Raw genomic sequence first — 22,865 nt, forward strand, 5'->3', positions numbered from 1 at the left:
TTCAAGGGAAGCCCATCTAGCCACATCCCCCGCCGATTGCGGGCCTACAGCTGGGTGCGGATTTATCCGTACAGTTTTTTCAGAAGAAGCGCGTGATGCTGATCTTGGCGTTGCGGCCTTGGCTGTAGACACCTTCACCGCTGAGTGCAGGTTGGTAGAAGCGGTTGAACAGATTGTCGACGGTGAAGTTGATCTCTGTGCCCTTGAGACCGGCCTGCTGGGGTTTCCAATTGGCGAACAGGCCTTGTGTGTCGTAGCTGGCGTTTTCCGTCTGGTCGTAGATAAAGTCGCCGATGCTGGAGTTCAAACCGCCCGCGTAAACATCGGTGGGCACGCGATCGGTCTTGCGTACGAACTGGCCCTGCCAGCCCACCTGCGCGTCCCAGCTCGGGATCTTGGTACCCAGCACCACCACCCATTTTGCCGGTGGGATATCCCGCGCCCATACGTGCAGGTTGGTCGCCCAGGGATTGGTGTAGGGGTTGTCGCGCTTGCCTGTGGCCCAGGAGTAAGTCAGGGAACCGAACAGGTAGGTCGAGTCATAGTAGCTTTCCAACTCGAAGCCCTTGATGGTCATGCCACCCACATTGCGATAGTTGGTCCTGGATGCCGCGTCACTGCATACCGAATCGATACTGCCCGGTACTGTCAGTTGCCGTTCGCAGCCGATGCCGGTGGCCTTCATGATTTCGTCTTCGATGCGGTTATGGAACAACGTGGTGCGCAGTTGCAGGTTGTCCTCGCGGGTGAAGAGCCCCGAAAAGTTGGTGACGTTGCCCGCGGTAATCGCCGTAATGCGCTCAGGGTCGAGGTTCAGGCTGGTGGCGCTGCGGGTGCTGATAGCGCCCTGGACTTCGTACTGTTCATCGATCACCGGCGCACGCCACGTGCGGTTCCAACTGGCGAAGAACGCCACATCCGGGGTCACGTTCCAGAACGCAGCGAGGCGTGGCGACCAACCGGTGTAGGTACGGTCGCTGTAGTCGTGGCCCACTTTTGGGTCCGGGTTGCTGTAGTACGGCGCATCGTTGGCTTCGCCGCGGTTGCGCACGTGGTCGTAACGCAGGGACGGCGTGATGGTCACGTCGCCCAGGGTAATCGCGTCCTGGATGTAGAACGCGTTGCTATCGACCTTGCCGTGGGGCATGAAATACGGCTGGAAGTGTCCATAGTTGTATCTGGCGGTGTTGTAGGTTGCACCCGGCATCCAGCTTTCGGTTTCACGCTTGTGCTTGCGGATCTGCACGCCCGTGGTCACCGCGTGTTCCAACGCGCCGGTGGTCAGCAGGCTGGTATTGCGCAGTTCGAGGATGCGGTCTTTGTAGGAAGTATCCATCTTGCGTCCACCGGTAGCCAGGCTAATGACGGCATTCTCGGCGCGCTCATCGGTCTGGTCGGTATTGGACTCCGAGTAGCTCAGCTTCAGGTCGATCAGCGGGTTGTTCAGTGGGTGGTATTCGTACTTGCTCGACCAGGTGGTGTCCACCGTGTCGCGGTCGGCCAGGAAGCGTGATACGGCCGTGGCGTAGCCGTAGCGGTCGATAGCCGATTGTGTCGGGGGTGATGGATAGGACTTTGCCGAGAACGGCGTCATACGTTGGCTTTGGGCGCGTGAGTAAGACAGGCCCATGCTGTGTTCGTCGGTGAAATACGCGTTGAACTTGAACAGTTGGCCTTCGACATCCTGCGCGCTGTTGGGCAAGCGTTTGGGGTTGATCGGGTATTGGTTGCGCGGGTCGGGCGGAGTGTCGGCCAGCTTGAGGTCGTCGCCGTCGCGCTTGGTCAGGTAGACCAGGCCATCCATGCGGCCGTCGTCGGTGCGGCCATACACAGCGCCGGTGTAGACCTGCTCGTGGGTGTTGCTGGCGTAGCCGTATTTGACCATCGCCCCGGCATTTTGCCCGTCCTTGAGCAGGTCGGGTGCGTCCTTGGTGATCATGTTGACCGTGCCGCCAAAACCGCCGTTACCGGTAAATGGCGAGTAAGGGCCTTTCTCCACCTCAATGCTTTTGATCAACTCGGGCTCAATGAAGATGGTGCCTTGTTGATAACGCTCGAAACCGCTTTTGGCCGCGCCATCCACGGTCATCGGCACATCTTCGGCATCGCCCATGCCGCGGATGTTCATGGTCTGGCCGCCCGGCTTGGGTGAGCCGCCCATCGATACCCCGGGCAGGGTCTGCAACAGCGAAGGAATGTTATCGGGCTGGTAGCGGTCGATGTCCGCTTGGCTCAGGGTGGAGCGGCCCACGGTGATGGAGTCGACCTGGTTACCGGTGCCGATCACGCTCAGTGCATCCAGTTGAACAACGCCGCTATTGGTGGTCTTGGCCTCTTCGGGTCTTACCACATAGGTGCTGCCAACCTTGATCAGGGTGAACTCGCCGTTTTTCAGCAGGGTACGAATCGCCACTTCTGGTGTGAAGTCACCATTGAGCGCAGGGGCATGCACGTTCTTGAGCAGCTCTTCGTCGAACAGCAGTTGGATCTGTGCCTGTTGCGCCACCTGGCTCAGGGACGTGGCCAGTGCCTGGGCGGGCAGCTTGAATGTCTCGGCTTGGGCAGTGAGGCTGAACACCAGGCAAGTGGCAATGAGCGTCGGTCGAAGAAACAGGTGCGAAGCGTGGCAAGGCGCGCGAAACATGAAATCCCCCGGTGCGGCCAAATGGCCAAAAAGGTGTGCGTATCAGGTACAGACCGGAGGAAGACGGGGTAGGGAAAAAAATCCACACCTGCGGATGCAAAATATTCTCAAATAAGAATTCAGTCGGGTTATTTGCTCGGTTCGATCCTCATGATGCCATCGGCCGACGCCACGGTTTTTACCGGCAACAGGGCGGGCAAGGCGTTGAGCAGGGCGTCGGGATCATTCACATCCAGATTGCCCGAGACCTTCAGGTGGGCCACAGCGCTGCTGACCTGCAGCGGTGCCTGGGGGCGGTACAGGCTCAATTCATCGATCAGGCTGGCCAGTTCGCGGTTGCGAAACGACAAGTGTCCACTGCGCCAGTCGGCGACTTCTTCAGCGGTGAGGGTTTGCTGCTGCAACGTGCCCTTGGCATAGCTGTAGATCGCGCGTTGCTGTGCACCCAACAGGCTCACGGGGCTTTTTGCATCCGGCTCGAAGGCGACCTGCCCATGGGCGACGCTGACCACCAGTTGTTGCTGGCTGCGGCGTACATCGAAGCCAGTGCCGACCACGCGCACACGGGCTTCGCCTGCTTGCACGAACAGCGGCCGCTCCTTGTCGGCGGCCACTTCGATGTACACCTGGCCCTTGTCCAGGTGCACGATGCGCTGGTACGCGCTGAAATCGACCCGCACGCGGGTGTTGGCATTCACGTACAAGGTGCTGCCATCGGGCAGGTCCAGGGTGCGCATGCCTTTGGCATGGGCCGCTACCTGAGTGTGATAAAGCTCGCGCGGCGCGCCGATATGAGTGGCCAGCACCGCGCACAGCAGGGCGGCGGCCACGGCCAGGGCAGGGCGCCATACCGACGGTTTGCGCTGGGGCAGCGCCACGGGTTTGTTCAGTTGCTGCAACTGGGCGAGGTCTGCCCACAGTTGTTCGAATTCGGCATAGGCGCGGGCATGGGCAGGCTCGGCTTGCCAGGCAGCAAAAGCCTTGCGGTCGGCGCGCCCCGCGTCATTGCGGTTGCGGGCAAACCAACTGGCGGCTTGGGCATCAATGGCGTCACGGTCTTCGATGTCCAGGGCGTCGGTGTCGCTCAGGCGGTTCATTCTGGCTGCTCCGTGCCGGGTTCGTGTTGAAGGCGTCGCTTGCAGTGCAGCAGGGCAAACGCGATGTGCTTTTCCACCATGCTGGTCGAAATGCCCATGCGCTCGGCGATCTGCGCCTGGCTCAAGCCTTCGAAGCGGTGCAGCATAAGGGCTTCTCGCCTGCGGGGCGAGAGTTCAGCAAGGACTTCTTTCAACTGTTCCAGGCGTTGCAAGCGTTGAGCGGCGGCCATGGGATCGTTTTGCTCGTCGGTGACCGGCTCGGCGTCCATTTCGGCGGGGTCAAAGTGGGCGGTCTGCCGTACCTTCTGTTTGCGCCAGTGATCACGCAGCAGGTTGCGCGCCATCTGGAACAGAAACGCCCGTGGCTGCTCGACCTTGGCCCGGTCGCGGTAGTCCAGCCACTGAGTAAAGACATCCTGGGTCATGTCCGCCGCGTCGCTGGCGTTGTCCGTGCGTTTGCGCAGGAAATACAGGATATCTGTATAGAACCCGCGAAAGGCATCGGCCGACAACGGGTCGGGCTTGGGACGAGACATGGATATCCTTCTTGACGAAGCACGACTTAGAGAAAGTCGTGAATGGTATCGAGAACCATTGTCATTTGTCTCTATTTTACGGATGTACACAGCAAAAAATGTGGGAGCGGGCTTGCTCGCGAAAGCGGTGTGTCAGTCGATTTATCCGGTGCTGGCACACTGCATTCGCGGGCAAGCCCGCTCCCACAGGGGATCGTGGGTTAGCGCAGTAGTGCTTTCAGTTGTTCGATCCCCACGTCACCCAACGGGAACACTGGCAAACGTGGATCACCCACTTCCAGACCGGTCAGACGCAGCCCGGCCTTGATCGTCGCGGGCAAGCCACCCTTGAGGATGAATTCCAGCAAGGGCAACTGGCGGTAAAACAGCTCTCGCGCCTTGGTCAGATCATTGGCCAAGACCGCCTCATACAACGCCAGGTTCAGCTCTGGGATCAGGTTCGGTGCTGCCGTGCACCAGCCCTTGGCGCCTGCCGCGAAGGCTTCCAGCGCCAGCGGGTTGCAACCGTTGTAGAACGGCACATCGCTGTGGCGATGCAACTGGTGCATGCGTTGGATATCCCCGGTGCTTTCCTTGACCATGGTCACGTTGGCCACCTGCTTGAGGATGCGCAGGATCAAATCCACCGACATGTCCGTGCCGCTGGTGGCCGGGTTGTTGTAGAGCATGATCGGCACGCCGATGCTGTCGCCGATCGCGGCGTAGTGGGCGAGGATCTCCGCTTCGCTGAGCTTCCAGTAGGACGCCGGCAGCACCATCACCGCATCGGCGCCATTGGCCTCGGCGTAACGGGCGCGGCGCACGGCTTTGGCGGTGGTCAGGTCCGAGACGCTGACGATGGTCGGTACGCGCCGGGCGATTTTCGCCAGGCTGAAGGCGCTGACTTCATCCCACTCGGCGTCGCTCAAGTATGCACCTTCACCGGTGCTGCCCAGTGGCGCGATGGCGTGCACGCCGCCGTCAATCAGGCGGTCGATGGAGCGGCCGAGGGCGTCGAGGTCAATGCGTTGGCCGTCGGCGCTGAACGGGGTGATGGTGTAGCCGATGATGCCGTGAATGGTTGGGCTGGACATGGACGGTCTCCGGTCGAAAATAGGCAAGTCAGTTCAGGCAATCGGCGTGTTGACGCAGGTTCTGCCGGGCGTAGTAGTTGAACGCGGCGCCCTGGCGCTTGGGCCGTGAGATCCAGTCATGGGCCTCGCGCCCCAGTTCCGGCAGGATTGGCTTGATGGTGCCGGCTGCCATCGCGAGCAACTGCAACTTGGCCGCGCGCTCGATCAACTGCGCGATCACACAGGCTTCCTCGATGCTCGCCCCGGTGGACAGCTGGCCGTGGTGCGAGAGCAGGATCGCGCGTTTGTCGCCCAGTGCCGTGGTGATGATTTCACCTTCTTCATTGCCCACCGGCACACCCGGCCAGGCCTCCAGGAAGGCGCAGTCTTCGTACAGCGGGCAGAGGTCCATATGGGACACCTGCAGCGGCACTTCCAGCATCGACAGCGCGGCGATGTGCGTGGGGTGCGTGTGAATGATGCAGTTCACATCCGGCCGCCCACGGTACACCCAGCTGTGGAAACGGTTGGCCGGGTTGGGGATGCCATGGCCCTCCAGCACTTCAAGATCCTCGTTCACCAGCAACAGGTTGCTGGCAGTGATCTCATCAAAACCCAGGCCCAGTTGCTGCGTGTAATAGGTGCCCTGTTCCGGCCCGCGCGCGGTGATCTGCCCGGCCAGGCCGGAGTCGTGACCGTTTTCGAAGAGGATGCGGCAAGTCAACGCCAGCTTTTGCCGGTCGGTCCACGTATTATCCGCCAGGGTGTTTTGCATCTGGGTCAGTGCTTGCTTGACCAGTTGGTCTTTCGGGAGTGCTAATGTCTTGGCCATATCGGGTGCCCTCGGTAGCTGCAAATGACACTAACGATGCTATATGACACTTTGTGTCATTGGCAAGCACAGCTCATCGCTTACTGCATGGATTAACCGCAGCGCATGTCTATCCGTTTGAAATTATTGAGAAAAAAACTTGGCGTCACCTTGGAGGCCCTGGCCGAAAAGTCCGGGATGACCAAGAGTTACCTGTCCAAGGTCGAGCGCGGGCTCAACACGCCGTCGATTGCCGCCGCGCTCAAACTGGCCAAGGCGTTGAACGTGAAGGTCGAGGAGTTGTTCAGCGAAGACAGCGTCAGCCTCGACAGCTACAGCCTGGTGCGCAGCCATGAGCGGCCGGACACATCACCGGGTTATGCGGTGCTGGCCCATCAGGTCAGCGAACGCAGCCTGCTGCCGTTCATCATCTACCCGCCGGCGGAGTTCACCGACAAGACCTTCAAGGAGCACCTGGGCGAAGAGTTTCTGTTTGTGCATGAAGGCCAGGTGGAAGTGGATTTCATGAACGAGCGCGTGATCCTGGAGCGGGGCGATGCGCTGCACTTCAATGCGCAGAAGCCTCATCGGTTGCGCTCGGTGGGGCCGGTGCAGGCGCAATTGCTGGTTGTGGTGCACAGCTCGGAAGAATGATGTCGCGCGCGTGTTGCGAACACACTCAATGTGGGAGCTGGCTTGCCTGCGATAGCATCACCTCGGTTCAGCTGACAGACCGAGGTGCCTGTATCGCAGGCAAGCCAGCTCCCACATTGGATCGACGTCGCCTATAAAATCAGCGTTCGACAGGCACTGACAGCGCTGGATTGCCCAATGGGTGCGTACGCGCCGCGAAGAACTTCAGCGCCACCCCAGCCCCCTCAAACAACTCCGAATACCGCCGCTTCTGCTGACGAATAAACCCATCGCTGCGCCCCGACACCGAGATCGCCAGCGTCGTCACATTGGCTTGGCGAATCGCGTCCACCAGGTGTTTATCCTGCGGTCCCAGCTCGTGCCCGAACAGGCACAACGCTCCCTCATGGCTCAGCAACTGCTCATAGCAGAACGACAGGTAATCCGAACTGCGGATGGTCTTGAGCTTCTCTTCCACCTTGCCCTCGCTGACAAACAGCGGTACGTCGTCCAGGGTCTTGATAGTGTTGTTGATCGCGAAACTGCTGAGCAAGGTGCTGTCAGTGGTCGGCAACTTGCGCGCGGTACCGTCGAGGTTACGCACCAGGTGCAGGCCGCCGTGCAAGTACAAGATGCGCGTGGCGTCGGTACGGGTATTGCGCAGGTCGAAGCTGGCGTCGGCGCTGCGGAACAAATCGTCGATGCCGGGGGCGTGCAGGATCGCCCAGTAGTTCAGCAAATCGTAATTGGTGGTGAACACCGTGGGGTAGTTCGCCAGCTCGCTGTTGATCGTCGCCAGCGTCGACGGTTGCACCAGGCGCCACGGGATATGCACGGCGTGGATGGTGTTGATCAACGCTTCCTTGATCGCGTAGTAACGATTGCGCGGCGCCGCCGAGCTGACCGCCAGGGCCTTGTTGACCCGGCTGGTGGTCTTCAACGCGCCCAGCGCCTGCTCGAAGCTGCGGGTTTGCAAGGCGTCGAACACGCTGAGCTCGGATTGGCTCAGGGGCTTTTCTTCGACGGTGCGGGCGTTTTCGAACAGTGAGTCGTAGGCGAAGTCTTCCCAAATCGTGCGGCTTGCGCCGTTGCCGATCAGAATCCCGCTGAAGTCGTGGGCAGCGCGCAGGGCGCTCCAGTCTTCAAGGTGGGCGTCACTATCCTGGAAATCCTTCATTGCGGCGGGTCTACTCGAAATCGGCTGGACGGTGACTTTATCACGGGTTGGCGTTGATCCTGATCAAGATACGGCGGCTGGCGCAGGTTGATGCTGTAGGCATAAAGCCTCTGAGGATTCGCCATGAGCAGCACCTTTTTTATCCCCGCCGTCAATATCATGGGCACCGACTGCCTCGACGAAGCGATGACCGCCATCCGCAACTATGGCTTTCGCAAAGCATTGATCGTCACCGACGCCGGCCTGGCCAAGGCGGGCGTCGCGAGCATGATCGCCGAGAAACTGGCGATGCAGGACATTGACTCGGTGATCTACGACGGCGCCAAGCCCAACCCCAACGTGGAAAACGTCGAGAACGGCCTGGCGCTACTGCAGCAGAGCGCCTGCGATTTTGTGGTGTCCCTGGGTGGCGGTTCGCCCCATGACTGCGCCAAGGGCATCGCCCTGTGCGCCACCAACGGCGGGCATATCGGCGACTACGAAGGCGTCGACCAATCGAGCAAACCGCAACTGCCGCTGGTGGCCATCAACACCACCGCCGGCACCGCCAGCGAGATGACTCGCTTCTGCATCATCACCGACGACACCCGCCACGTGAAAATGGCCATCGTCGACCGCAACGTCACGCCGCTGCTGTCGGTCAACGACCCGGCGCTGATGGTCGGCATGCCCAAGGGCCTGACAGCCGCCACCGGCATGGACGCGTTGACCCATGCCATCGAAGCCTACGTGTCCACCGCCGCCAATCCGATCACCGACGCCTGCGCCATCAAGGCCATCGAACTGATCAGCGCGAACCTGCGCCTGGCGGTCCGCGACGGCAGCGACAAGGCCGCCCGGGAAAACATGGCCTACGCGCAGTTCCTCGCCGGCATGGCCTTCAACAATGCGTCCCTGGGCTTCGTGCACGCCATGGCCCACCAACTGGGCGGTTTCTACGACCTGCCCCACGGCGTGTGCAACGCAGTGTTGCTGCCCCATGTGCAAAGCTTCAACGCCAGCGTCTGCGCCAAACGCCTGAGCGATGTGGGCCGTGCGCTGGGCGCCGATATCAAGGGCATCACCGACGAAGAGGGGGCCCAGGCCGCCATCACCGCCATTCGCAGCCTGGCCCACGACGTCGAAATCCCCGCCGGATTGCGCGAACTGGGCGCCAAGTTGCAGGACATTCCCTTGCTGGCGACCAACGCGCTGAAAGATGCCTGCGGCCTGACCAACCCTCGGCGGGCGGATCAGCGGCAGATCGAGGAGATCTTTCGCAACGCGTTTTGATAGGGGCAGCCTTAAGCTGCAAGCGGTAAGCTACGAGCTGGATGTGCTCAACTTGAGCTTGAAGCTTGCGGCTTGCCGCTGAGGTCCCCCCTATGAGAGTTCTGTTATTCGGCGCCACCGGCATGGTCGGCCAGGGTGTCCTGCGTGAGTGCCTGTTGGCCGCTGACGTTCAGGAAGTCGTCGCCGTTGGCCGCACGCCCTTGACCCAGGAGCACGGCAAGCTGCACCAGGTGTTGCACGGCGATATGCTGGATTTCCAGCCTCTGGAAAACCTGTTGCAAGGCTTTGACGCGTGTTTCTTTTGCCTCGGTGTTTCATCGGCGGGGATGAATGAAGTCAAGTACACCCACCTCACCTATGACCTCACTCTGGTCGCTGCCAGCACGTTGGCGCGGCTCAATCCACACATGACGTTTATCTATGTGTCCGGTGCCGGTACCGACAGTTCCGAGGCGGGTAAATCGATGTGGGCGCGGGTCAAGGGCAAGACCGAGAATGCCTTGCTGCGCCTGCCGTTCAAGGCGGTGTATCTGTTTCGGCCTGGGGTGATCCAGCCGTTGCATGGCGTGCGGTCGAAGACGCCGTTGTATCAGTCGTTTTATTCGGTACTCGGGCCATTGCTGTCGTTTGTGCGGCGGCTGAAACCAGGCTGGGTGGTGAGCACCGAGACCGTAGGCCGGGCGATGTTGCAGGCTGCCAGCCAGGGTGCGCCGCAGCCGGTGGTGGAGCAGGCCGAGATCAATCGGCTGGCCAGCGAGCGTCGCTGATGTTGCACAAGAGTCTGGTGCGTCGCTTGGACCTGATCACGCTGCAGTTGTTTGTGGCGGTGTTCGAGGAAGGCACGCTCACCCGTGCTGCCAACCGTGAGGCCATTGCAGTGTCGGCTGCCAGCAAGCGCTTGATGGAGCTGGAGCAGGTGCTGGGCGTCACCCTGTTCGTGCGCCGCGCCAAGGGCATGGACCTGACGGCAGCCGGTGAAACCTTGCTGCACCATGCGCGGCAGATGCTGTTCAACGTCGAGAAGATGGGCCTGGAACTGGGCGAACACAGCCATGGTGTGCGCGGCTATGTGCGAATGCTGGCCAACCTTTCGGCAATTATTCAGTTTCTTCCGGAAGACCTGCGGGGCTTTTCCGAACTGCACCCCGAAGTGAAAACCGACCTGGAAGAACGTCCCAGCAAAGGTGTGGTTCAAGGTGTGTTGGATGGCGTGGCGGACCTTGGGATTTGTTCCAGTGACACCGACATCAAAGGCCTGCCCAGCGTAACGTATCGACGCGACAAACTGGTGGTGCTGATGCCGGCGGATCACCCGTTGGCAGAGCGTGAAACCCTGGCGTTCAGTGAAACCCTCGACAGCGATTACGTCGGCCTGCACGCCGCCAGCTCCATCAATATGCGCACCCATGCGGCCGCGCGCGAGGCGGGCAAGATGCTGCGCCTGCGCATTCATGTGCCGGGGTTCGACGCCATGTGCCGGATGGTCCAGGCCAACATGGGCATTGGGATCCTGCCACAAAAGGCCTACGAGTTGTTTGGTCGCGCACTGGGCCTGCATGCCGTACCGCTGACGGACGACTGGTCGGACCGTAGTCTGATCCTGGTGGTGCGCGATAAGACGCAGTTGTCCCCGGTCAGTCGTCTGCTGTTCGACTACCTCAGCGGTCCCCTGTAGGCGCCCGGCTTGCCGGCGATGGCGATCTTTAATCGCCGCAGCACGCAAGGGACTCATCGACCGTCAGCCGATTCGTACAAATGTGTTCGCGTTTGGCGAACGCTCCTTGCCAACTGACGGTTGGATTTATCCTGCACCTGCCCTCTAGTCTTGGCGTCACATTCCAAGAATAAGAGGTACACCCCATGACGGCTCCTTTGAGCGGTATCAAGGTGATCGAGATCGGCACCCTGATTGCCGCGCCGTTCGCCGCCCGGTTGATGGGCGAGTTTGGCGCCGAGGTGATCAAGATCGAGGCCATGGGCCAAGGTGACCCGCTTCGCAAATGGCGAAAGCTGCACGAAGGCACGTCGCTGTGGTGGTACCTGCAATCGCGTAACAAAAAGTCCCTGGCGCTGGATCTCAAGTCGCCCGAAGGCCTGGACCTGATCAAGCAATTGCTCGGTGACGCCGACGTGCTGATTGAAAACCTGCGCCCCGGCGGCCTGGAGAAACTCGGCCTCGGCTGGGACGTGCTGCACGCTCTCAACCCCAAGCTGACGTTGGTGCGCATCTCCGGTTACGGCCAGACCGGCCCGTATCGCGACCGCCCTGGCTTTGGTGCCATCGGCGAGGCCATGGGCGGTATCCGCTACACCACTGGCAACCCCAACTCGCCACCGGCGCGGGTCGGCGTGAGCCTGGGCGATTCCCTGGCGTCGTTGCACGGTGTGATCGGCGCGCTGATGTCGCTGCTGCGGGTCAAGACGGGGCAGGGCGACGGGCAGATTGTCGATGTGTCGCTGGCCGAGAGCGTGTTCAACCTGATGGAAAGCCTGGTGCCGGAATACGACATGCTTGGCCATGTGCGCGAACGCAGCGGCGGTGCCTTGCCGGGCATTGCGCCCTCCAACACCTACCTGACAGCCGACGGTGCCTACGTGGTGATCGCCGGCAACAGTGACCCGATCTACAAGCGCCTGATGCACACTATTGGTCGCGCCGACCTGGCCGAAGCGCCCGAGTTTGCCCACAACGATGGGCGCGCCGCCCAAAGCGGTCTGCTCGACGCCGCGATCACCCACTGGACCAGCAGCCTGCCCATCGATCACGTGCTCGGCGCGCTTGAAGCCGCAGAGGTACCGGCGGGGCGCATCTACTCCGTCGCGGATATCGTCAGTGACCCGCACTACCAGGCGCGTGACATGTTGCTCAATGCCGAGTTGCCTGGCGGTGTGTCGGTGAAGATGCCCGGCATCGTGCCCAAACTCTCGGACACCCCTGGCGGCGTGAACTGGCAGGGCCCGTCCCTGGGGCAACACACCGACGAAATTCTTGGCAGCCTGGGCCTGGCCGGCGCCGATATCCAACGCCTGAAAACCTCGGGAGTGGTGCAATGATCACCGACTATTCAGACCCGCTGATCGTGCAGGAAGTGTCCCCGCGTGACGGCCTGCAAATCGAGCCGACCTGGGTCGCAACGGCGGACAAGATCGCCTTGATCGACCAGCTTTCCCTGGCCGGTTTTTCACGGATCGAAGCCGGTTCGTTCGTCTCGCCCAAGGCCATTCCGGCATTGCGCGATGGCGAGCAAGTGTTCCAGGGCATCCAACGCAAGCCGGGTGTTATCTATGTCGCACTGATCCCCAATCTCAAGGGCGCCCTGCGTGCCATCGAATCCCGTGCCGACGAGCTGAACCTGGTGATGTCCGCCAGCCAGACCCACAACCTGGCCAATATGCGCATGCGCTGTGAAGCGTCGTTGGCGGCGTTTGGCGAGATCGTCAGCGTTGCCGCCGACCACCCTGTGAGGCTCAACGGCAGCATCGCCACCACGTTCGGTTGCCCGTTTGAAGGCAAGATCGATGAAGACCGCGTGCTGCAATTCGTTGACGCTTACCTTGAACTGGGCATCCAGGGCATCAGCCTGGCCGACACCACGGGCATGGCCAATCCACGCCAAGTGGAACGCCTGGTCAAGCGCGTGTTGCAGCGCGTATCCGCCAGCGACCTGACCCTGCATTTTCACAACACCCGCGGCCTGGGTTTATGCAACGTGCTGGCCGCTTATGAGGCCGGTGCCCGTCGATTTGACGCGGCGCTCGGCGGTTTGGGCGGCTGCCCGTTCGCACCGGGGGCGTCGGGCAATATCTGCACTGAAGATTTGGTCAACCTGTGCGAAGAGGTCGGGATTCACACCGGCATCGACCTGCCGCACCTGCTGCACATGTCCCGCCGTCTGCCGGCCCTGTTGGGCCATGAACTGCCTGGCCAGGTGGCCAAGGCCGGGCGCAATGGCGACCTGCATCCGCCGCCGGCCTACATCGCCACGCTGTAGCACCGCACCAGACAACAAAAACAATCGGGCGCCTGTGAGCAGCCCGCTGGAGAGAAACCATGAGCACTAATACGTTGGAGGCCGGCGCGCGCCCGGCTGCTGAAATCGATGCCGAAAAAGCCCTGGTCAGCAAGGTCGCCTGGCGCCTGATGCCACTGATCATGGTGTGCTACCTGTTCGCGTTTTTTGACCGTATCAACATCAGCTTTGCCAAGTTCCAGTTGCAAGCGGACCTAAGCCTGAGCGACACCGCCTATGGCCTGGGCGCCGGGTTGTTCGTGGTGGGATACGTGATCTTCGAAGTGCCAAGCAACATGATGCTGTACAAGGTCGGCGCGCGGCGCTGGATTGCGCGGATCATGATGTCGTGGGGGCTGGCGACGGCAGCCATGGTGTTTGTCACGGCAGAATGGCAGTTCTATGTGCTGCGCTTCCTGATCGGCGCAATGGAGGCAGGTTTTGCGCCCGGCGTGCTGTATTACCTGACGTTGTGGTTCCCGCAGCACTTCCGTGGGCGCATCACGTCGATGCTGTTCCTGGCGTCGGCCTTTGCCGGCCTGGTGGGCGCACCGTTCTCCGGCTTGGTGCTGGAGCACCTCGACGGCGTGTTGCAGATGCGCGGCTGGCATTGGCTGTTCCTGCTCGGCGGCTTGCCGTGCATCGGCCTGGGCTTCCTGGTGCTGACGCTGCTCAAGGACCGCATCGAAGATGCCCATTGGCTGACACCCGCGGAGAAAACCTTGCTGGCCAGTCGCATCGCCAAGCATGAGCCGAACCAGCACGGGGGCTCGCTGCTGTCAGCAATCCGCATTCCTGGGTTCCTGATGCTCGGCTTCATCTACTTCCTGATCCAGGTGGCGTCCTACGGCCTCAACTTCTGGGCGCCGCAATTGATCCGCAGCGCCGGTACCCAGAGCCCGGTGATGATCGGCCTGCTCACGGCGATTCCTTATGTGTGCGGCGCGATCAGCATGGTGGTGATCGGGCGGCTGTCGGATGCCACCGGCGAGCGGCGCAAGTTTGTCTGCGGCCTAGTGGTGCTGGGGGCAGTGGGCTTCTTCAGTGCCGGCATTTTCGCCGACCACACGACCTTTCTGATTATTGCCCTGGGCATGCTGGGCGCGGGCATCATCGCCTCGATCCCGACCTTCTGGACCCTGCCACCCAAGTTGCTGGCCGGCGCCGGGGCAGGCGCCGCGGGCGGTATTGCGGTGATCAATACCCTCGGGCAGTTCGGTGGCATTGTCAGCCCGGTGATGGTGGGACGCATCAAGGACCTCACCGGCAGCACCACCCCGGCGCTGTATGTGATCGGCGTGTGCGCGCTGTTGGCGGCGGCGCTGCTGCTGTGGGGCCTGCCGCAAAAACTGCGTACGCTCGATAAAGGCTGATCAGCCAGCGGCGGCCAACGCTCGGGCCGGTGTGGCGCTGAACTGAATCAATGCCACCCCGCCCATCAACAACAACGCCCCCAGTACACGGGGCGTTGTCAGTTGGCGCTCCACCAGACCGAACAGGCCGAAGTGATCCAGCACCAACGAGGCCAGAATCTGCCCGGCCATGGCCAGCGCGATAAACCCCGACGCGCCCAGTTTGGGGAGCAGCATCAACGCCAGGGAAATAAAGCACACGCCAAACGCGCCGCCGGCCCACATCCACAACGGCGCCTGACTGATAAACGCCAGGCTTGGCAATGGCAAGCGCATGGCCAGAATCACTGGCAGCAACACGATGATGCTCACCAGCAGTGACGCCAGGGTGGCCCACAACGGATGACCGAGCCCGCGCCCGAGGTTGGCGTTGATCGCACTTTGAAACGGCACCACCGCCCCGGCGACGACCGCCAGCGCCAACAGGCCCACCCAATGCAATGTCGTCATGTCCACTCTCCCAGAGGTTTTGCTGGACTCTAGGCTATTCGTCGCGCAAATTTAAATTCCAAGTTCTTATGCCGAGCATGCAGCTGATGAATGATCTGCGCCGCATCGACCTCAACCTGCTGGTGATCCTCGACGCCTTGCTCACCGAGCAACACGTCACCCGTGCCGCCGAGCGCTTGCACCTGAGCCAGCCGGCGGTCAGCCATGCGCTGGCGCGTTTGCGTGACCTGCTGGGTGACCCGCTGCTGGTGCGCCAGGGCGGTAGCCTGGTGCCGACGGTTCGCGCGCTGGAGTTGGCCGCGCCACTGGCTGAGGCCCTGGCGCAGGTGCAGGCCCTGTTGGCGCCAAATCGCTTTGACCCGGCGTCGGCCAAACGCAGGTTTCGTGTGGCGATGTCTGACTACAGTGCGGCGATTTTCCTACCCGACCTGGTGCGGATGCTGCGCGGTGAAGCGCCAGGTATCGATCTGCAAATTATCCAGGCCAGCCGTGAAGGCATGGTGGAAGGTGTGCTCAATGGCGACCTTGACCTGGCGGCGGGGGTCTTCCCCGACATGCCCGCAGAACTGCGTACTACGCCGTTGTTCGACGAGCACTACATCTGCCTGGTGGACCGCAACAGCCTGTCGCCAAGCGGCACATTGGATCTGTCCACCTACCTGTCACGGCCCCATGTCTTGTTGGAAATGCGTGGCAGCGGCACACCGGAAATCGAGCGGGCACTGACGGCGATTCGTGAACGTCGACACGTAGCAATCAGCCTGCCGCACTGGGGCGTAGCGCCGCAGTTGATCCAAGGCACCGACCTGATCCTCACCGTCTCGACGCGTGGCTTGCTGAATATTGATCACCAGCACTTGCTGGCCGTACCGCCGCCCTTTCATATTCCATCGTTTGCGTTTGAATTGGCGTGGCACGCACGCCGGGGAGGGGATTCGGGGTTGCAGTGGTTAATTGGGCAGGTGCAGGGTGTATTGTCCAAAGGCCACCGCTGACAGGAAAACAACACCATGCTTTCTGGCTTCAACCACCTCACCCTCGCTGTCACCGATTTGGATCGCAGCGTCCGCTTCTATCATCAACTGTTGCAACTTCAACTTGACGCCACCTGGGACGCCGGCGCCTACCTCTCGCTACCGAGCCTGTGGTTATGTTTGTCGCTCGATCCATTGCGCACTGCGCAGCCGGCGGCCGACTACACCCATTACGCGTTCACAGTGGCTGCAGATGATTTCAGTGCACTGGTGGCACGCCTGCGTGCGGGCGATGTGCAGGAGTGGCGCGACAACCGCAGTGAAGGTGCCTCGTTCTATTTTCTCGACCCGGACGGCCACAAGCTCGAAGCCCATGTCGGCGACCTGGCCTCGCGGTTGCAAGCGTGTCGCGCCAAGCCCTATGCCGGAATGAAGTTTTACCCGTAGCACGGGAACGTGCAGAATCCCTTCACTGTTCAACCCTCTGTCTGAGTCACGCCCATGACCCCATCCTTGCTGCTCGCCGTGCTTGCTTCAGGTTTTATCTACGGTATTACGCCGGGGCCGGGGGTGTTGGCCGTGTTCGGCATCGGCGCCGCCCGTGGCCGGCGTGCCGGCGCAGGGTTCCTGTGCGGGCACCTGCTGGGAGACGTGGTGTGGTGCTCGACAGCGCTGATCGCCATCGTTGGCGCGCGGGAAGTGGGCAGCAGTGCGTTTGATGTGCTTGGTGTGCTCAGTGGCCTGTATTTGTTCTGGCTTGGCTGGCGCGCGATCCGAACCCAGCGCCGCAGCAGCGATGCGCCTCAAGGGGCTGCACGGCATCCGTTCTGGCATGGCATCGTGTTTGGCCTGACCAACCCCAAGGCGTACCCGGTGGCGGTGGCGACATTCACGGCGTTGCTGTCCAGCCGTGCCGAGTTGCTGACTTGGTCGATGCTACCGTCGCTGATCTTCCTGAGCTTTGTCGGCGGGCTGCTGGCCTACGCGATCCTGATCGGTGTGGTCGGTGCCCAACGGGTGCGCACGGTGTATCAACGCCATGAAATCCTGATCACCAGACTCTGCGGGGTGATGTTTATCGGTTTCGCCATCAACGCTCTAGCGCATGCATTGCCAGGCCTGTTTGGCAGCAAACCCGCCTGATTTGATGATGACCGTTCGTCGCACTGGCGAGTTTTTTCTAAACCTTTGCCGCCCTGAAAATTCGAATTGAGGGCGGGGTGTGTTCCCCCGCACCTATTTTTACCCTGGAGGAACCCATCATGAGCCGCATGGCTATCCGGTTACGCACCGCCAGTTTCGCGATGCTGCTGGGCCTCGGCGCCAGCAATGCTTTCGCCCAGTCGCCTGCTGAATTCATCGAGCAGGCTTCGGCCAAAGGCATGGCCGATATCGAAACCAGTCGCATGGCCCACGCCAAGACCTCGTCCCAGGAAATCAAGGACTACACCATCGAGGTGATCAACGAGCGCACCCTGGCCAACCAGCACCTGGCGGCCATCGCCAAGAAGCTCGACCTGCCTGTCGCGCCGCGCGAGAAGATCGTCGACAAAGCCGAAACCCTGATGCCCGAACTCAAGGACGGCGACTCCTTTGATGCGGCCTACACGGCGCAACAGGTCAAGGAAAACGAGGACGCCATCGCCCTGTTCAAAAAGGAAGGTGCAGCGTCGGATGTGCCAGAAATAAAAGCCCTGGTGGATGAGACGCTGCCCAAGTTGGAAGAGCGTCTGCAGAAAGCCCGTGCATTGGCATCGACCTACGGCAAGGGTCATCAAGGCGACGGTTGAGCCTGTCACCTGAACTGAAAAACGGCGGTTGGTGCTTCTCCAACCGCCGTTTTTTCATGCCTGGTTCAAATCGGTCTTGATCTGCGCAGCATCGTCGGCGTGCTCGCCGCAACTGCTGTTGAGGCTGACGCTCCCCGTCGCACCGATGCTGCAGTATTCCTTGCGCAGTTTCTCGAGTTCTTTACGGTCGAGCCCGTCCAGGCTCAGCACGGCATTCTGTGCATCCTTGGACACGCGCAGCAGCTCATCAATCTTGATATGCAGGATGTCGTTGTCGCGGTTCTGCGTGTTCTGGATCAGGAACACCATCAGGAACGTGATGATGGTGGTCGAGGTATTGATGATCAGCTGCCAGGTGTCGTTGTAGTGGAAATACGGCCCGCTCAGGCTCCACGCCAGGATCAACGCCACCGCCGCGTAGAACGTGCGTGGGCTGCCCGCCCAACGGGACAGGGATTGGGAGACTGCGGAGAATTTCATGACCGTTTTTCCTTTGGAAGAGGTGATGAATTAATGGACCGCAGGGAATCTTTGAAATTTCTTTTTACATTTGGCTGGGTGAACAAAGTTGTACGTTTTTGTCGTCGGCTACCTCAGAAGGCCAACTCCGCTTGGCCCGTGCCCTCCAGCGCGAGCAAATACTGCTTGGCTTCCAGCCCCCCGGCAAACCCGGTCAACCCGCCCGACGCGCCGATTACCCGGTGGCACGGTGCAATGATCGATATCGGGTTACGCCCATTGGCGGCGCCCACCGCGCGCACGGCTTTCGGGTTGCCGATCTGCTGTGCGATCTGGCTGTAACTGCGGGTCTCGCCGAAAGGAATCGTCAGCAGTGCCTGCCAGACCCGCTTCTGGAAGTCGGTGCCGGAAAAGTCCAACTCCAGCTCGAACTGGTTGCGCGTACCGGCGAAGTATTCCTGCAACTGGCGTTCGGTTTCCAGCAGCACCGGGCTGTCATTGGCCTCGCGCAATTCACCCAAACGCACACGGTTGGCGCGCTCGGTTTCCCACAGGATGGCGCCGAGTTTGCCGTTGCGCGCCACCAGGGTCAGTTGGCCGACGGGGGAGGGCATGAGTTTGTATTCGTAGGGCATGGGCCTGATCCTTGACGCTGTATGGCGTCACTGTCCGTGTTGTAAACCGTGGGGGAACCCTGTTTCTTGCGATGGAGTTCCACGCGGCTAAAAACGCCAGTGAATCCAATTGCCCGACCCATAGACCCAGGAGACCTGGAAGATAAACCAGACTATCGAGGGCGTCGACAATGCGACCAGTGAGCCAAGGTTGAGTAGAGCGATGATGGTCGCGCCGATTGTCAGACCTCGACTGGCATGCTGCCTTGCGTACCACGCGCCATAGATGGACCCGGCAACGGTCGCTATTGATACAAGGCGTCCGAGACCTATGGGGGGCAAGGGTATCAGTGGGGCCAGCAGTGGAATGATCAGCACCAGCCCCACGACTTTTCTAAAGACCGGCCTCGACGTTTTTTGTCCGCGCGGGAGCATTCTGGGTTGTCCTGTTTTTGGGGAAGGCGTATCCCATAGTGATAGGCGAATATTCTTGTTCCTGTAGGGATAGGCTTAATCAATGTTCCTGCTGAAGCACTTTCAGCGCTGCCGACGCCAGGAACCCCAAACGGCTTTTTTCTTCCGGGTGGTGCAGTACCTATTCATCGATCTGTGCAATGACGGCGAGAAACTCATCAACTAGCACACTTTTTGTTTCAGCCCGGGTCAGCACCAACAATTGCGCACACGCATCCCCCTCCACCAACGGCCGGTAAGTCACGCCTTTATTCATCAGGCTCTGCGTACACGCCGGCACCAACGCCACCCCTTGCCCGGCCGCCACCAGCGCAATGATCGATGTGATCTGACGCCCGGTCGGGCCTGGGCGTAATGGCTGGCCGTGGTGGCGGTAAAGCTGTTCGATGGACTGGTTGAGCCCCGAGCCATAATCGGCTGGGAATAAAATCAACGGGTAGGCACTCAGCTGCGCCAGGTTGATGCTGGGTTGACGGGCCAGCGGGCTGTCGCTGGAAACGGCGGCCACCAAGCGCTCTTCGCCCAGGGACAGCGCATGCACCTCTTCGCCCTGTGGCAGCAGGCGACTGAGCCCGATATCCAGCCGCCCGTCCGCAACGTGCGCGCCCAGGCTGCCGGAGGCGCATTCCACCAGGGTCAACTGCACATCGGGAAACCGCTGGGAAAATGCCTGGATCGCCTGGCTGAACAAATCCGACAGGGCGATCGAGCTGACATACCCCAGTGCCAGTTGCCCCGCAGTGCCCGCCGCCAGCTTCCCGGCGATGACCTGCGCCAATTCCACCTGCTCCAGCACGCTGCGTGCGTAGGGCAGGAACGATCGGCCCTGGGCGGTGAGGGTGACGCTGCGGCTGGTGCGATCAAACAGCTTGAAGCCCAACTCCGTTTCCAGCGCCGAGATCTGCCGCGTCAGCGGCGGCTGTGCCAGGTGCAGGCGAATGGCGGCGCGGCCGAAGTGCAGTTCTTCAGCGACCGTCAGAAAGTAACGCAGCTTGCGTAGGTCGAGCATCCTGGTCCTTGGGTATTGATCGGTCCGAAATCGGTATTGGTTCAGGACCCGCCGGCCATTCTATAAAGACCTCACAAAATAAAACGAGAGGTTTCATGAAACCGCGCCTGCATTGTGCCCGTCTTGCCCTGTTCCTGTGTGGCTGCGCGGCGTTCCTCAACCTGTATGCCACCCAGAGCATTCTCCAGACGTTTGCCGCGCAGTTTCACATCAGCGCCAAGGCAGCGGGGTGGAGCATCACCGTAACGACGCTGGCCGTGGCGATCACTGCGCCGTTTGTCAGCCGGCTGACCGGCCGTTTCGAGCAACGCACGGTGATCAGCGTGGCGGCCTTGCTGCTGGCGGTGCCGGCCTTGATGACCGCCTATGCCGACAGCTTTGCCGAAGTGCTGGTGTGGCGATTTGTCGAAGGCATGTTGATCCCGGTGGTGTTTGCCACCAGCGTGGCCTATATCGGCGACCGCTGGAGCGGCGGCACGGTAACGGAGGTCACCAGCCTGTATGTGGCGGGTACGGTGCTGGGTGGGTTCGCCGGGCGCTTTGTCACAGGGGTGATGACTGAATACGTAGGCTGGCGCGAAGCCTTTGAATTGCTGGCAGTGCTGAGCCTGATGGTGGGTGGGTTTATTCAATTCCTGTTGCCTGTCAGTCGTGTGCGCTCGGTGAGGGTTCAGTCCTCATTCTCGGTCGTTTTTCGCAAGCCCTTGCTGGCGGCTTACGCTGTCGGTTTTTGCGTGTTGTTCTCTCAAGTTGCAGCGTTTACCTACGCAGGTTTGTACCTGGGATTACCGCCATTCAACCTCGGGCCTGCGGCGTTGGGCACGCTTTACATGGTGTTCTTGCTGGCGCTCATCGTGATTCCCATCGCCGGACGCCTCAGCAAATCCCGACCTCACGCTGAACTGCTGAGCGTGGCCGCGGTGCTCGGCATCAGCGGCTCAGCGCTGACACTGGTGCCCTCGTTGTGGTGCATCGTGGTGGGCCTGGCCCTCAGTTCCACTGGTGTGTTTCTCGCCCAGGCGGCGGCCAACGCCTTCACCGCCGCTACCGCCCGCGACAACAAGGCCGGCGCCGTGGGCGTGTACCTCACGTGCTATTACCTGGGGGGCAGTTGCGGTGCGATTGTCCCGGCGTTGATCTGGGAGCGCTGGGGCTGGGCCGGGTGTGTGGTGCTGATTATCACCTTCCAAATACTGACCTTGCTGATCGCCCTGACCGGCTGGAAGCCCCCTAAACCTGAACTGATCCCGACACCATGAACGACACCGTCGCCGTGCCCGCCCCCGCCTCGTCAACCCGTCGCCGCACGCTGATCGCTGGCTGCAGCGCCCACGCCGTGCATGATGGCCTTACCGACGTCATCTACGTGCTGCTGCCGATCTGGCAGACGCAGTTCGCGCTGTCCTACGCCCAGGTTGGACTTCTGCGCGGGGCCTATTCAGGAATGATGGCCGTATTCCAGCTTATGGCCAGCCGCGCGGCAAAACGCTGGGGCCGTGTACCGCTGCTGGTTGGCGGAACCGCGCTCGCCGGTGCGGCTTATCTAGTGGCGGGTCAAGCCACTGGACTGGTGATGTTACTGCTGGCGCTTTTGCTGGGCGGCTTGGGGGCAAGCACGCAACACCCGCTGGCATCCTCGATGATCAGCGATGCTTACGAGGACGGTGGCGGCATCAAGCAGGCTTTGTCCCAGTACAACTTCGCCGGTGACATTGGCAAGACCCTGGTTCCCGGTCTGGTCGGCTTGTTGCTCACGGTCATCAGTTGGCGCGCCAGTGCTACGCTTCTCGGGTTGTTGGGGTTGGCGGCGGCGGGGCTGTTGTGGTGGTTGATTCCCAGCCAGCCGGACGCCTCGGTGGCGACCCAAAAAACCAAGTCCTCTACCGGAGTCGGCTCTGTCAGCGGTCTGCGCGCATTGATCCTCACTGGCACTCTCGACAGCGCCGTGCGCATGGGTTTTCTCACCTTCCTGCCGTTTTTGCTGCAAGCCAAAGGGGCGGGCACGGCCGGTATTGGCCTGGCCCTGACCCTGCTGTTTATTGGTGGCGCGTTCGGCAAGTTATTGTGCGGCTACCTGGGCGCGCGCATCGGCATGATGAGGACGGTGTGGCTGACGGAAAGCAGCACGGCCTTGCTGATCGTCGCTGCGGTGTATGTGCCGCTGACCGCGCTGATGGTGATGTTGCCGCTGCTGGGACTGGTGCTCAATGGCACGTCGTCGGTGTTGTACGGCGCCGTGCCTGACCTGGCGGGTGGAGGTAAGCGGGAGCAGGCATTTGCGGTGTTCTACACCGGCACGATTGGTGGCGGTGCGCTGGCGCCGGTGGTGTTTGGCGGGGTGGGGGATACGCTGGGCGTACCGGTGGCCGTGACGGTATTGGCGGGGGTGTTGTTGGTGACGTTGCCGTTGGCGTGGGTGGTGCAGCGGGGAACGAATGAGCCGGGTTGACG

The 22,865-nt window shown here is 61.3% G+C and carries 23 protein-coding genes and 1 pseudogene; 13 read left to right on the forward strand and 11 right to left on the reverse strand.

Annotation, left to right across the window (positions count from 1 at the left end):
- Window positions 1-79: 79 nt before the first annotated feature.
- From KUA23_RS07110 to KUA23_RS07130, 5 genes are all read right to left on the reverse strand, one after another.
- Entirely contained in the window at window positions 80-2,644 is a 2,565-nt protein-coding gene (locus tag KUA23_RS07110; RefSeq protein ID WP_252993637.1) for a TonB-dependent receptor, read from the reverse strand.
- A 128-nt stretch (window positions 2,645-2,772) separates the two neighbouring features.
- Window positions 2,773-3,741, reverse strand: a complete 969-nt coding sequence (locus KUA23_RS07115; RefSeq protein WP_100491335.1) for a FecR family protein — start codon at window positions 3,739-3,741, stop codon at window positions 2,773-2,775.
- Complete coding sequence (locus tag KUA23_RS07120; protein WP_078047302.1) at window positions 3,738-4,277, reverse strand: RNA polymerase sigma factor; 540 nt, start codon at window positions 4,275-4,277, stop codon at window positions 3,738-3,740. The genes KUA23_RS07115 and KUA23_RS07120 overlap by 4 nt, the downstream gene beginning before the upstream one ends.
- Window positions 4,278-4,477: 200 nt before the next feature.
- Complete coding sequence (locus KUA23_RS07125) at window positions 4,478-5,350, reverse strand: dihydrodipicolinate synthase family protein (RefSeq protein ID WP_252993638.1); 873 nt, start codon at window positions 5,348-5,350, stop codon at window positions 4,478-4,480.
- Window positions 5,351-5,378: 28 nt separating this feature from the next.
- On the reverse strand, window positions 5,379-6,161 hold the full coding sequence (locus KUA23_RS07130) for an aldolase (RefSeq protein ID WP_252993639.1): 783 nt from the start codon (window positions 6,159-6,161) through the stop codon (window positions 5,379-5,381).
- Between the two features lie 105 nt (window positions 6,162-6,266).
- Here KUA23_RS07130 and KUA23_RS07135 point away from each other — a divergent pair, with 105 nt between their 5' ends.
- Window positions 6,267-6,794 (forward strand): helix-turn-helix domain-containing protein, encoded by a 528-nt coding sequence (locus KUA23_RS07135; RefSeq protein WP_099492509.1) that lies wholly within the window; start codon window positions 6,267-6,269, stop codon window positions 6,792-6,794.
- 139 nt (window positions 6,795-6,933) lie between these two features.
- On the opposite strand, the gene KUA23_RS07140 is transcribed toward KUA23_RS07135, so the two are convergent.
- On the reverse strand, window positions 6,934-7,950 hold the full coding sequence (locus KUA23_RS07140; RefSeq protein WP_099492510.1) for a DUF4917 family protein: 1,017 nt from the start codon (window positions 7,948-7,950) through the stop codon (window positions 6,934-6,936).
- A 123-nt stretch (window positions 7,951-8,073) separates the two neighbouring features.
- On the opposite strand from KUA23_RS07140, the gene yiaY reads away from it, so the two are divergent.
- From yiaY to KUA23_RS07170, 6 genes are all read left to right on the forward strand, one after another.
- A complete protein-coding gene (yiaY, locus tag KUA23_RS07145) occupies window positions 8,074-9,222 on the forward strand; it encodes an L-threonine dehydrogenase (RefSeq protein ID WP_078047307.1) in 1,149 nt (382 codons plus the stop codon).
- A 92-nt stretch (window positions 9,223-9,314) separates the two neighbouring features.
- The gene (locus KUA23_RS07150; protein WP_252993640.1) at window positions 9,315-9,989 is read left to right on the forward strand and encodes an NAD(P)H-binding protein; all 675 of its coding nucleotides are present in this window, start codon (window positions 9,315-9,317) and stop codon (window positions 9,987-9,989) included.
- Window positions 9,989-10,897, forward strand: coding sequence for a LysR family transcriptional regulator (locus KUA23_RS07155; protein ID WP_252993641.1), 909 nt, complete (start codon window positions 9,989-9,991; stop codon window positions 10,895-10,897). The genes KUA23_RS07150 and KUA23_RS07155 overlap by 1 nt, the downstream gene beginning before the upstream one ends.
- A 185-nt stretch (window positions 10,898-11,082) precedes the next feature.
- Complete coding sequence (locus KUA23_RS07160) at window positions 11,083-12,276, forward strand: CaiB/BaiF CoA transferase family protein (protein ID WP_099492514.1); 1,194 nt, start codon at window positions 11,083-11,085, stop codon at window positions 12,274-12,276.
- Window positions 12,273-13,214, forward strand: coding sequence for a hydroxymethylglutaryl-CoA lyase (locus KUA23_RS07165; protein WP_078047311.1), 942 nt, complete (start codon window positions 12,273-12,275; stop codon window positions 13,212-13,214). The genes KUA23_RS07160 and KUA23_RS07165 overlap by 4 nt, the downstream gene beginning before the upstream one ends.
- A gap of 59 nt (window positions 13,215-13,273) precedes the next feature.
- The gene (locus tag KUA23_RS07170) at window positions 13,274-14,605 is read left to right on the forward strand and encodes an MFS transporter (RefSeq protein ID WP_078047312.1); all 1,332 of its coding nucleotides are present in this window, start codon (window positions 13,274-13,276) and stop codon (window positions 14,603-14,605) included.
- Here the strand turns inward: KUA23_RS07170 and KUA23_RS07175 are convergent, their stop codons facing one another.
- The gene (locus KUA23_RS07175; RefSeq protein WP_252993642.1) at window positions 14,606-15,094 is read right to left on the reverse strand and encodes a DMT family transporter; all 489 of its coding nucleotides are present in this window, start codon (window positions 15,092-15,094) and stop codon (window positions 14,606-14,608) included. It lies immediately after the preceding gene.
- A 77-nt stretch (window positions 15,095-15,171) separates the two neighbouring features.
- On the opposite strand from KUA23_RS07175, the gene KUA23_RS07180 reads away from it, so the two are divergent.
- The 4 genes from KUA23_RS07180 to KUA23_RS07195 all read left to right on the forward strand — a co-directional run bounded on the left by KUA23_RS07180 (window position 15,172) and on the right by KUA23_RS07195 (window position 17,858).
- Window positions 15,172-16,089, forward strand: a complete 918-nt coding sequence (locus KUA23_RS07180) for a LysR family transcriptional regulator (protein ID WP_252993643.1) — start codon at window positions 15,172-15,174, stop codon at window positions 16,087-16,089.
- A gap of 15 nt (window positions 16,090-16,104) precedes the next feature.
- Entirely contained in the window at window positions 16,105-16,515 is a 411-nt protein-coding gene (gene fos, locus KUA23_RS07185; RefSeq protein ID WP_252993644.1) for a fosfomycin resistance glutathione transferase, read from the forward strand.
- 54 nt (window positions 16,516-16,569) lie between these two features.
- Entirely contained in the window at window positions 16,570-17,211 is a 642-nt protein-coding gene (locus KUA23_RS07190) for a LysE family translocator (protein WP_099492518.1), read from the forward strand.
- A gap of 119 nt (window positions 17,212-17,330) precedes the next feature.
- Window positions 17,331-17,858: a DUF4142 domain-containing protein gene (locus KUA23_RS07195; protein WP_005785958.1), complete on the forward strand. Its 528-nt coding sequence runs from the start codon at window positions 17,331-17,333 to the stop codon at window positions 17,856-17,858.
- Window positions 17,859-17,912: 54 nt separating this feature from the next.
- Here the strand turns inward: KUA23_RS07195 and KUA23_RS07200 are convergent, their stop codons facing one another.
- From KUA23_RS07200 to KUA23_RS07210, 4 genes and pseudogenes are all read right to left on the reverse strand, one after another.
- Entirely contained in the window at window positions 17,913-18,338 is a 426-nt protein-coding gene (locus KUA23_RS07200; RefSeq protein ID WP_252993645.1) for a low affinity iron permease family protein, read from the reverse strand.
- A gap of 113 nt (window positions 18,339-18,451) precedes the next feature.
- Window positions 18,452-18,952 carry a methylated-DNA--[protein]-cysteine S-methyltransferase gene (locus tag KUA23_RS07205; protein WP_099492519.1) on the reverse strand — a complete coding sequence of 167 codons (501 nt, stop codon included), beginning with the start codon at window positions 18,950-18,952 and terminating at the stop codon, window positions 18,452-18,454.
- Window positions 18,953-19,445: 493 nt separating this feature from the next.
- A pseudogene (locus KUA23_RS30240) lies at window positions 19,446-19,526 on the reverse strand (type II toxin-antitoxin system HicB family antitoxin); the annotation flags it as partial.
- Window positions 19,527-20,414, reverse strand: a complete 888-nt coding sequence (locus KUA23_RS07210; RefSeq protein WP_078047320.1) for a LysR family transcriptional regulator — start codon at window positions 20,412-20,414, stop codon at window positions 19,527-19,529. It lies immediately after the preceding pseudogene.
- Between the two features lie 95 nt (window positions 20,415-20,509).
- Here KUA23_RS07210 and KUA23_RS07215 point away from each other — a divergent pair, with 95 nt between their 5' ends.
- Together KUA23_RS07215 and KUA23_RS07220 are read left to right on the forward strand one after the other, a co-directional pair.
- Window positions 20,510-21,673, forward strand: coding sequence for an MFS transporter (locus KUA23_RS07215; RefSeq protein ID WP_078047321.1), 1,164 nt, complete (start codon window positions 20,510-20,512; stop codon window positions 21,671-21,673).
- Complete coding sequence (locus tag KUA23_RS07220) at window positions 21,670-22,863, forward strand: MFS transporter (RefSeq protein ID WP_252993646.1); 1,194 nt, start codon at window positions 21,670-21,672, stop codon at window positions 22,861-22,863. The genes KUA23_RS07215 and KUA23_RS07220 overlap by 4 nt, the downstream gene beginning before the upstream one ends.
- The last annotated feature ends 2 nt before the right edge of the window (window positions 22,864-22,865 follow it).

The organism is Pseudomonas pergaminensis (assembly GCF_024112395.2).
GTDB classification, from domain to species: domain Bacteria; phylum Pseudomonadota; class Gammaproteobacteria; order Pseudomonadales; family Pseudomonadaceae; genus Aquipseudomonas; species Aquipseudomonas pergaminensis.

Bases quoted from the DNA above. Each gene is read 5' to 3' on its own strand.
- KUA23_RS07200 (WP_252993645.1), bottom strand. From the start codon at position 18,338: ATGAAATTCTCCGCAGTCTCCCAATCCCTGTCCCGTTGGGCGGGCAGC.
- KUA23_RS07195 (WP_005785958.1), top strand. From the start codon at position 17,331: ATGAGCCGCATGGCTATCCGGTTACGCACCGCCAGTTTCGCGATGCTG.
- KUA23_RS07135 (WP_099492509.1), top strand. From the start codon at position 6,267: ATGTCTATCCGTTTGAAATTATTGAGAAAAAAACTTGGCGTCACCTTG.
- fos (WP_252993644.1), top strand. From the start codon at position 16,105: ATGCTTTCTGGCTTCAACCACCTCACCCTCGCTGTCACCGATTTGGAT.
- KUA23_RS07115 (WP_100491335.1), bottom strand. From the start codon at position 3,741: ATGAACCGCCTGAGCGACACCGACGCCCTGGACATCGAAGACCGTGAC.
- yiaY (WP_078047307.1), top strand. From the start codon at position 8,074: ATGAGCAGCACCTTTTTTATCCCCGCCGTCAATATCATGGGCACCGAC.
- KUA23_RS07210 (WP_078047320.1), bottom strand. From the start codon at position 20,414: ATGCTCGACCTACGCAAGCTGCGTTACTTTCTGACGGTCGCTGAAGAA.
- KUA23_RS07140 (WP_099492510.1), bottom strand. From the start codon at position 7,950: ATGAAGGATTTCCAGGATAGTGACGCCCACCTTGAAGACTGGAGCGCC.
- KUA23_RS07130 (WP_252993639.1), bottom strand. From the start codon at position 6,161: ATGGCCAAGACATTAGCACTCCCGAAAGACCAACTGGTCAAGCAAGCA.
- KUA23_RS07125 (WP_252993638.1), bottom strand. From the start codon at position 5,350: ATGTCCAGCCCAACCATTCACGGCATCATCGGCTACACCATCACCCCG.
- KUA23_RS07180 (WP_252993643.1), top strand. From the start codon at position 15,172: ATGCAGCTGATGAATGATCTGCGCCGCATCGACCTCAACCTGCTGGTG.
- KUA23_RS07205 (WP_099492519.1), bottom strand. From the start codon at position 18,952: ATGCCCTACGAATACAAACTCATGCCCTCCCCCGTCGGCCAACTGACC.
- KUA23_RS07220 (WP_252993646.1), top strand. From the start codon at position 21,670: ATGAACGACACCGTCGCCGTGCCCGCCCCCGCCTCGTCAACCCGTCGC.
- KUA23_RS07215 (WP_078047321.1), top strand. From the start codon at position 20,510: ATGAAACCGCGCCTGCATTGTGCCCGTCTTGCCCTGTTCCTGTGTGGC.
- KUA23_RS07155 (WP_252993641.1), top strand. From the start codon at position 9,989: ATGTTGCACAAGAGTCTGGTGCGTCGCTTGGACCTGATCACGCTGCAG.
- KUA23_RS07190 (WP_099492518.1), top strand. From the start codon at position 16,570: ATGACCCCATCCTTGCTGCTCGCCGTGCTTGCTTCAGGTTTTATCTAC.
- KUA23_RS07165 (WP_078047311.1), top strand. From the start codon at position 12,273: ATGATCACCGACTATTCAGACCCGCTGATCGTGCAGGAAGTGTCCCCG.
- KUA23_RS07175 (WP_252993642.1), bottom strand. From the start codon at position 15,094: ATGACGACATTGCATTGGGTGGGCCTGTTGGCGCTGGCGGTCGTCGCC.
- KUA23_RS07120 (WP_078047302.1), bottom strand. From the start codon at position 4,277: ATGTCTCGTCCCAAGCCCGACCCGTTGTCGGCCGATGCCTTTCGCGGG.
- KUA23_RS07170 (WP_078047312.1), top strand. From the start codon at position 13,274: ATGAGCACTAATACGTTGGAGGCCGGCGCGCGCCCGGCTGCTGAAATC.
- KUA23_RS07160 (WP_099492514.1), top strand. From the start codon at position 11,083: ATGACGGCTCCTTTGAGCGGTATCAAGGTGATCGAGATCGGCACCCTG.
- KUA23_RS07150 (WP_252993640.1), top strand. From the start codon at position 9,315: ATGAGAGTTCTGTTATTCGGCGCCACCGGCATGGTCGGCCAGGGTGTC.
- KUA23_RS07110 (WP_252993637.1), bottom strand. From the start codon at position 2,644: ATGTTTCGCGCGCCTTGCCACGCTTCGCACCTGTTTCTTCGACCGACG.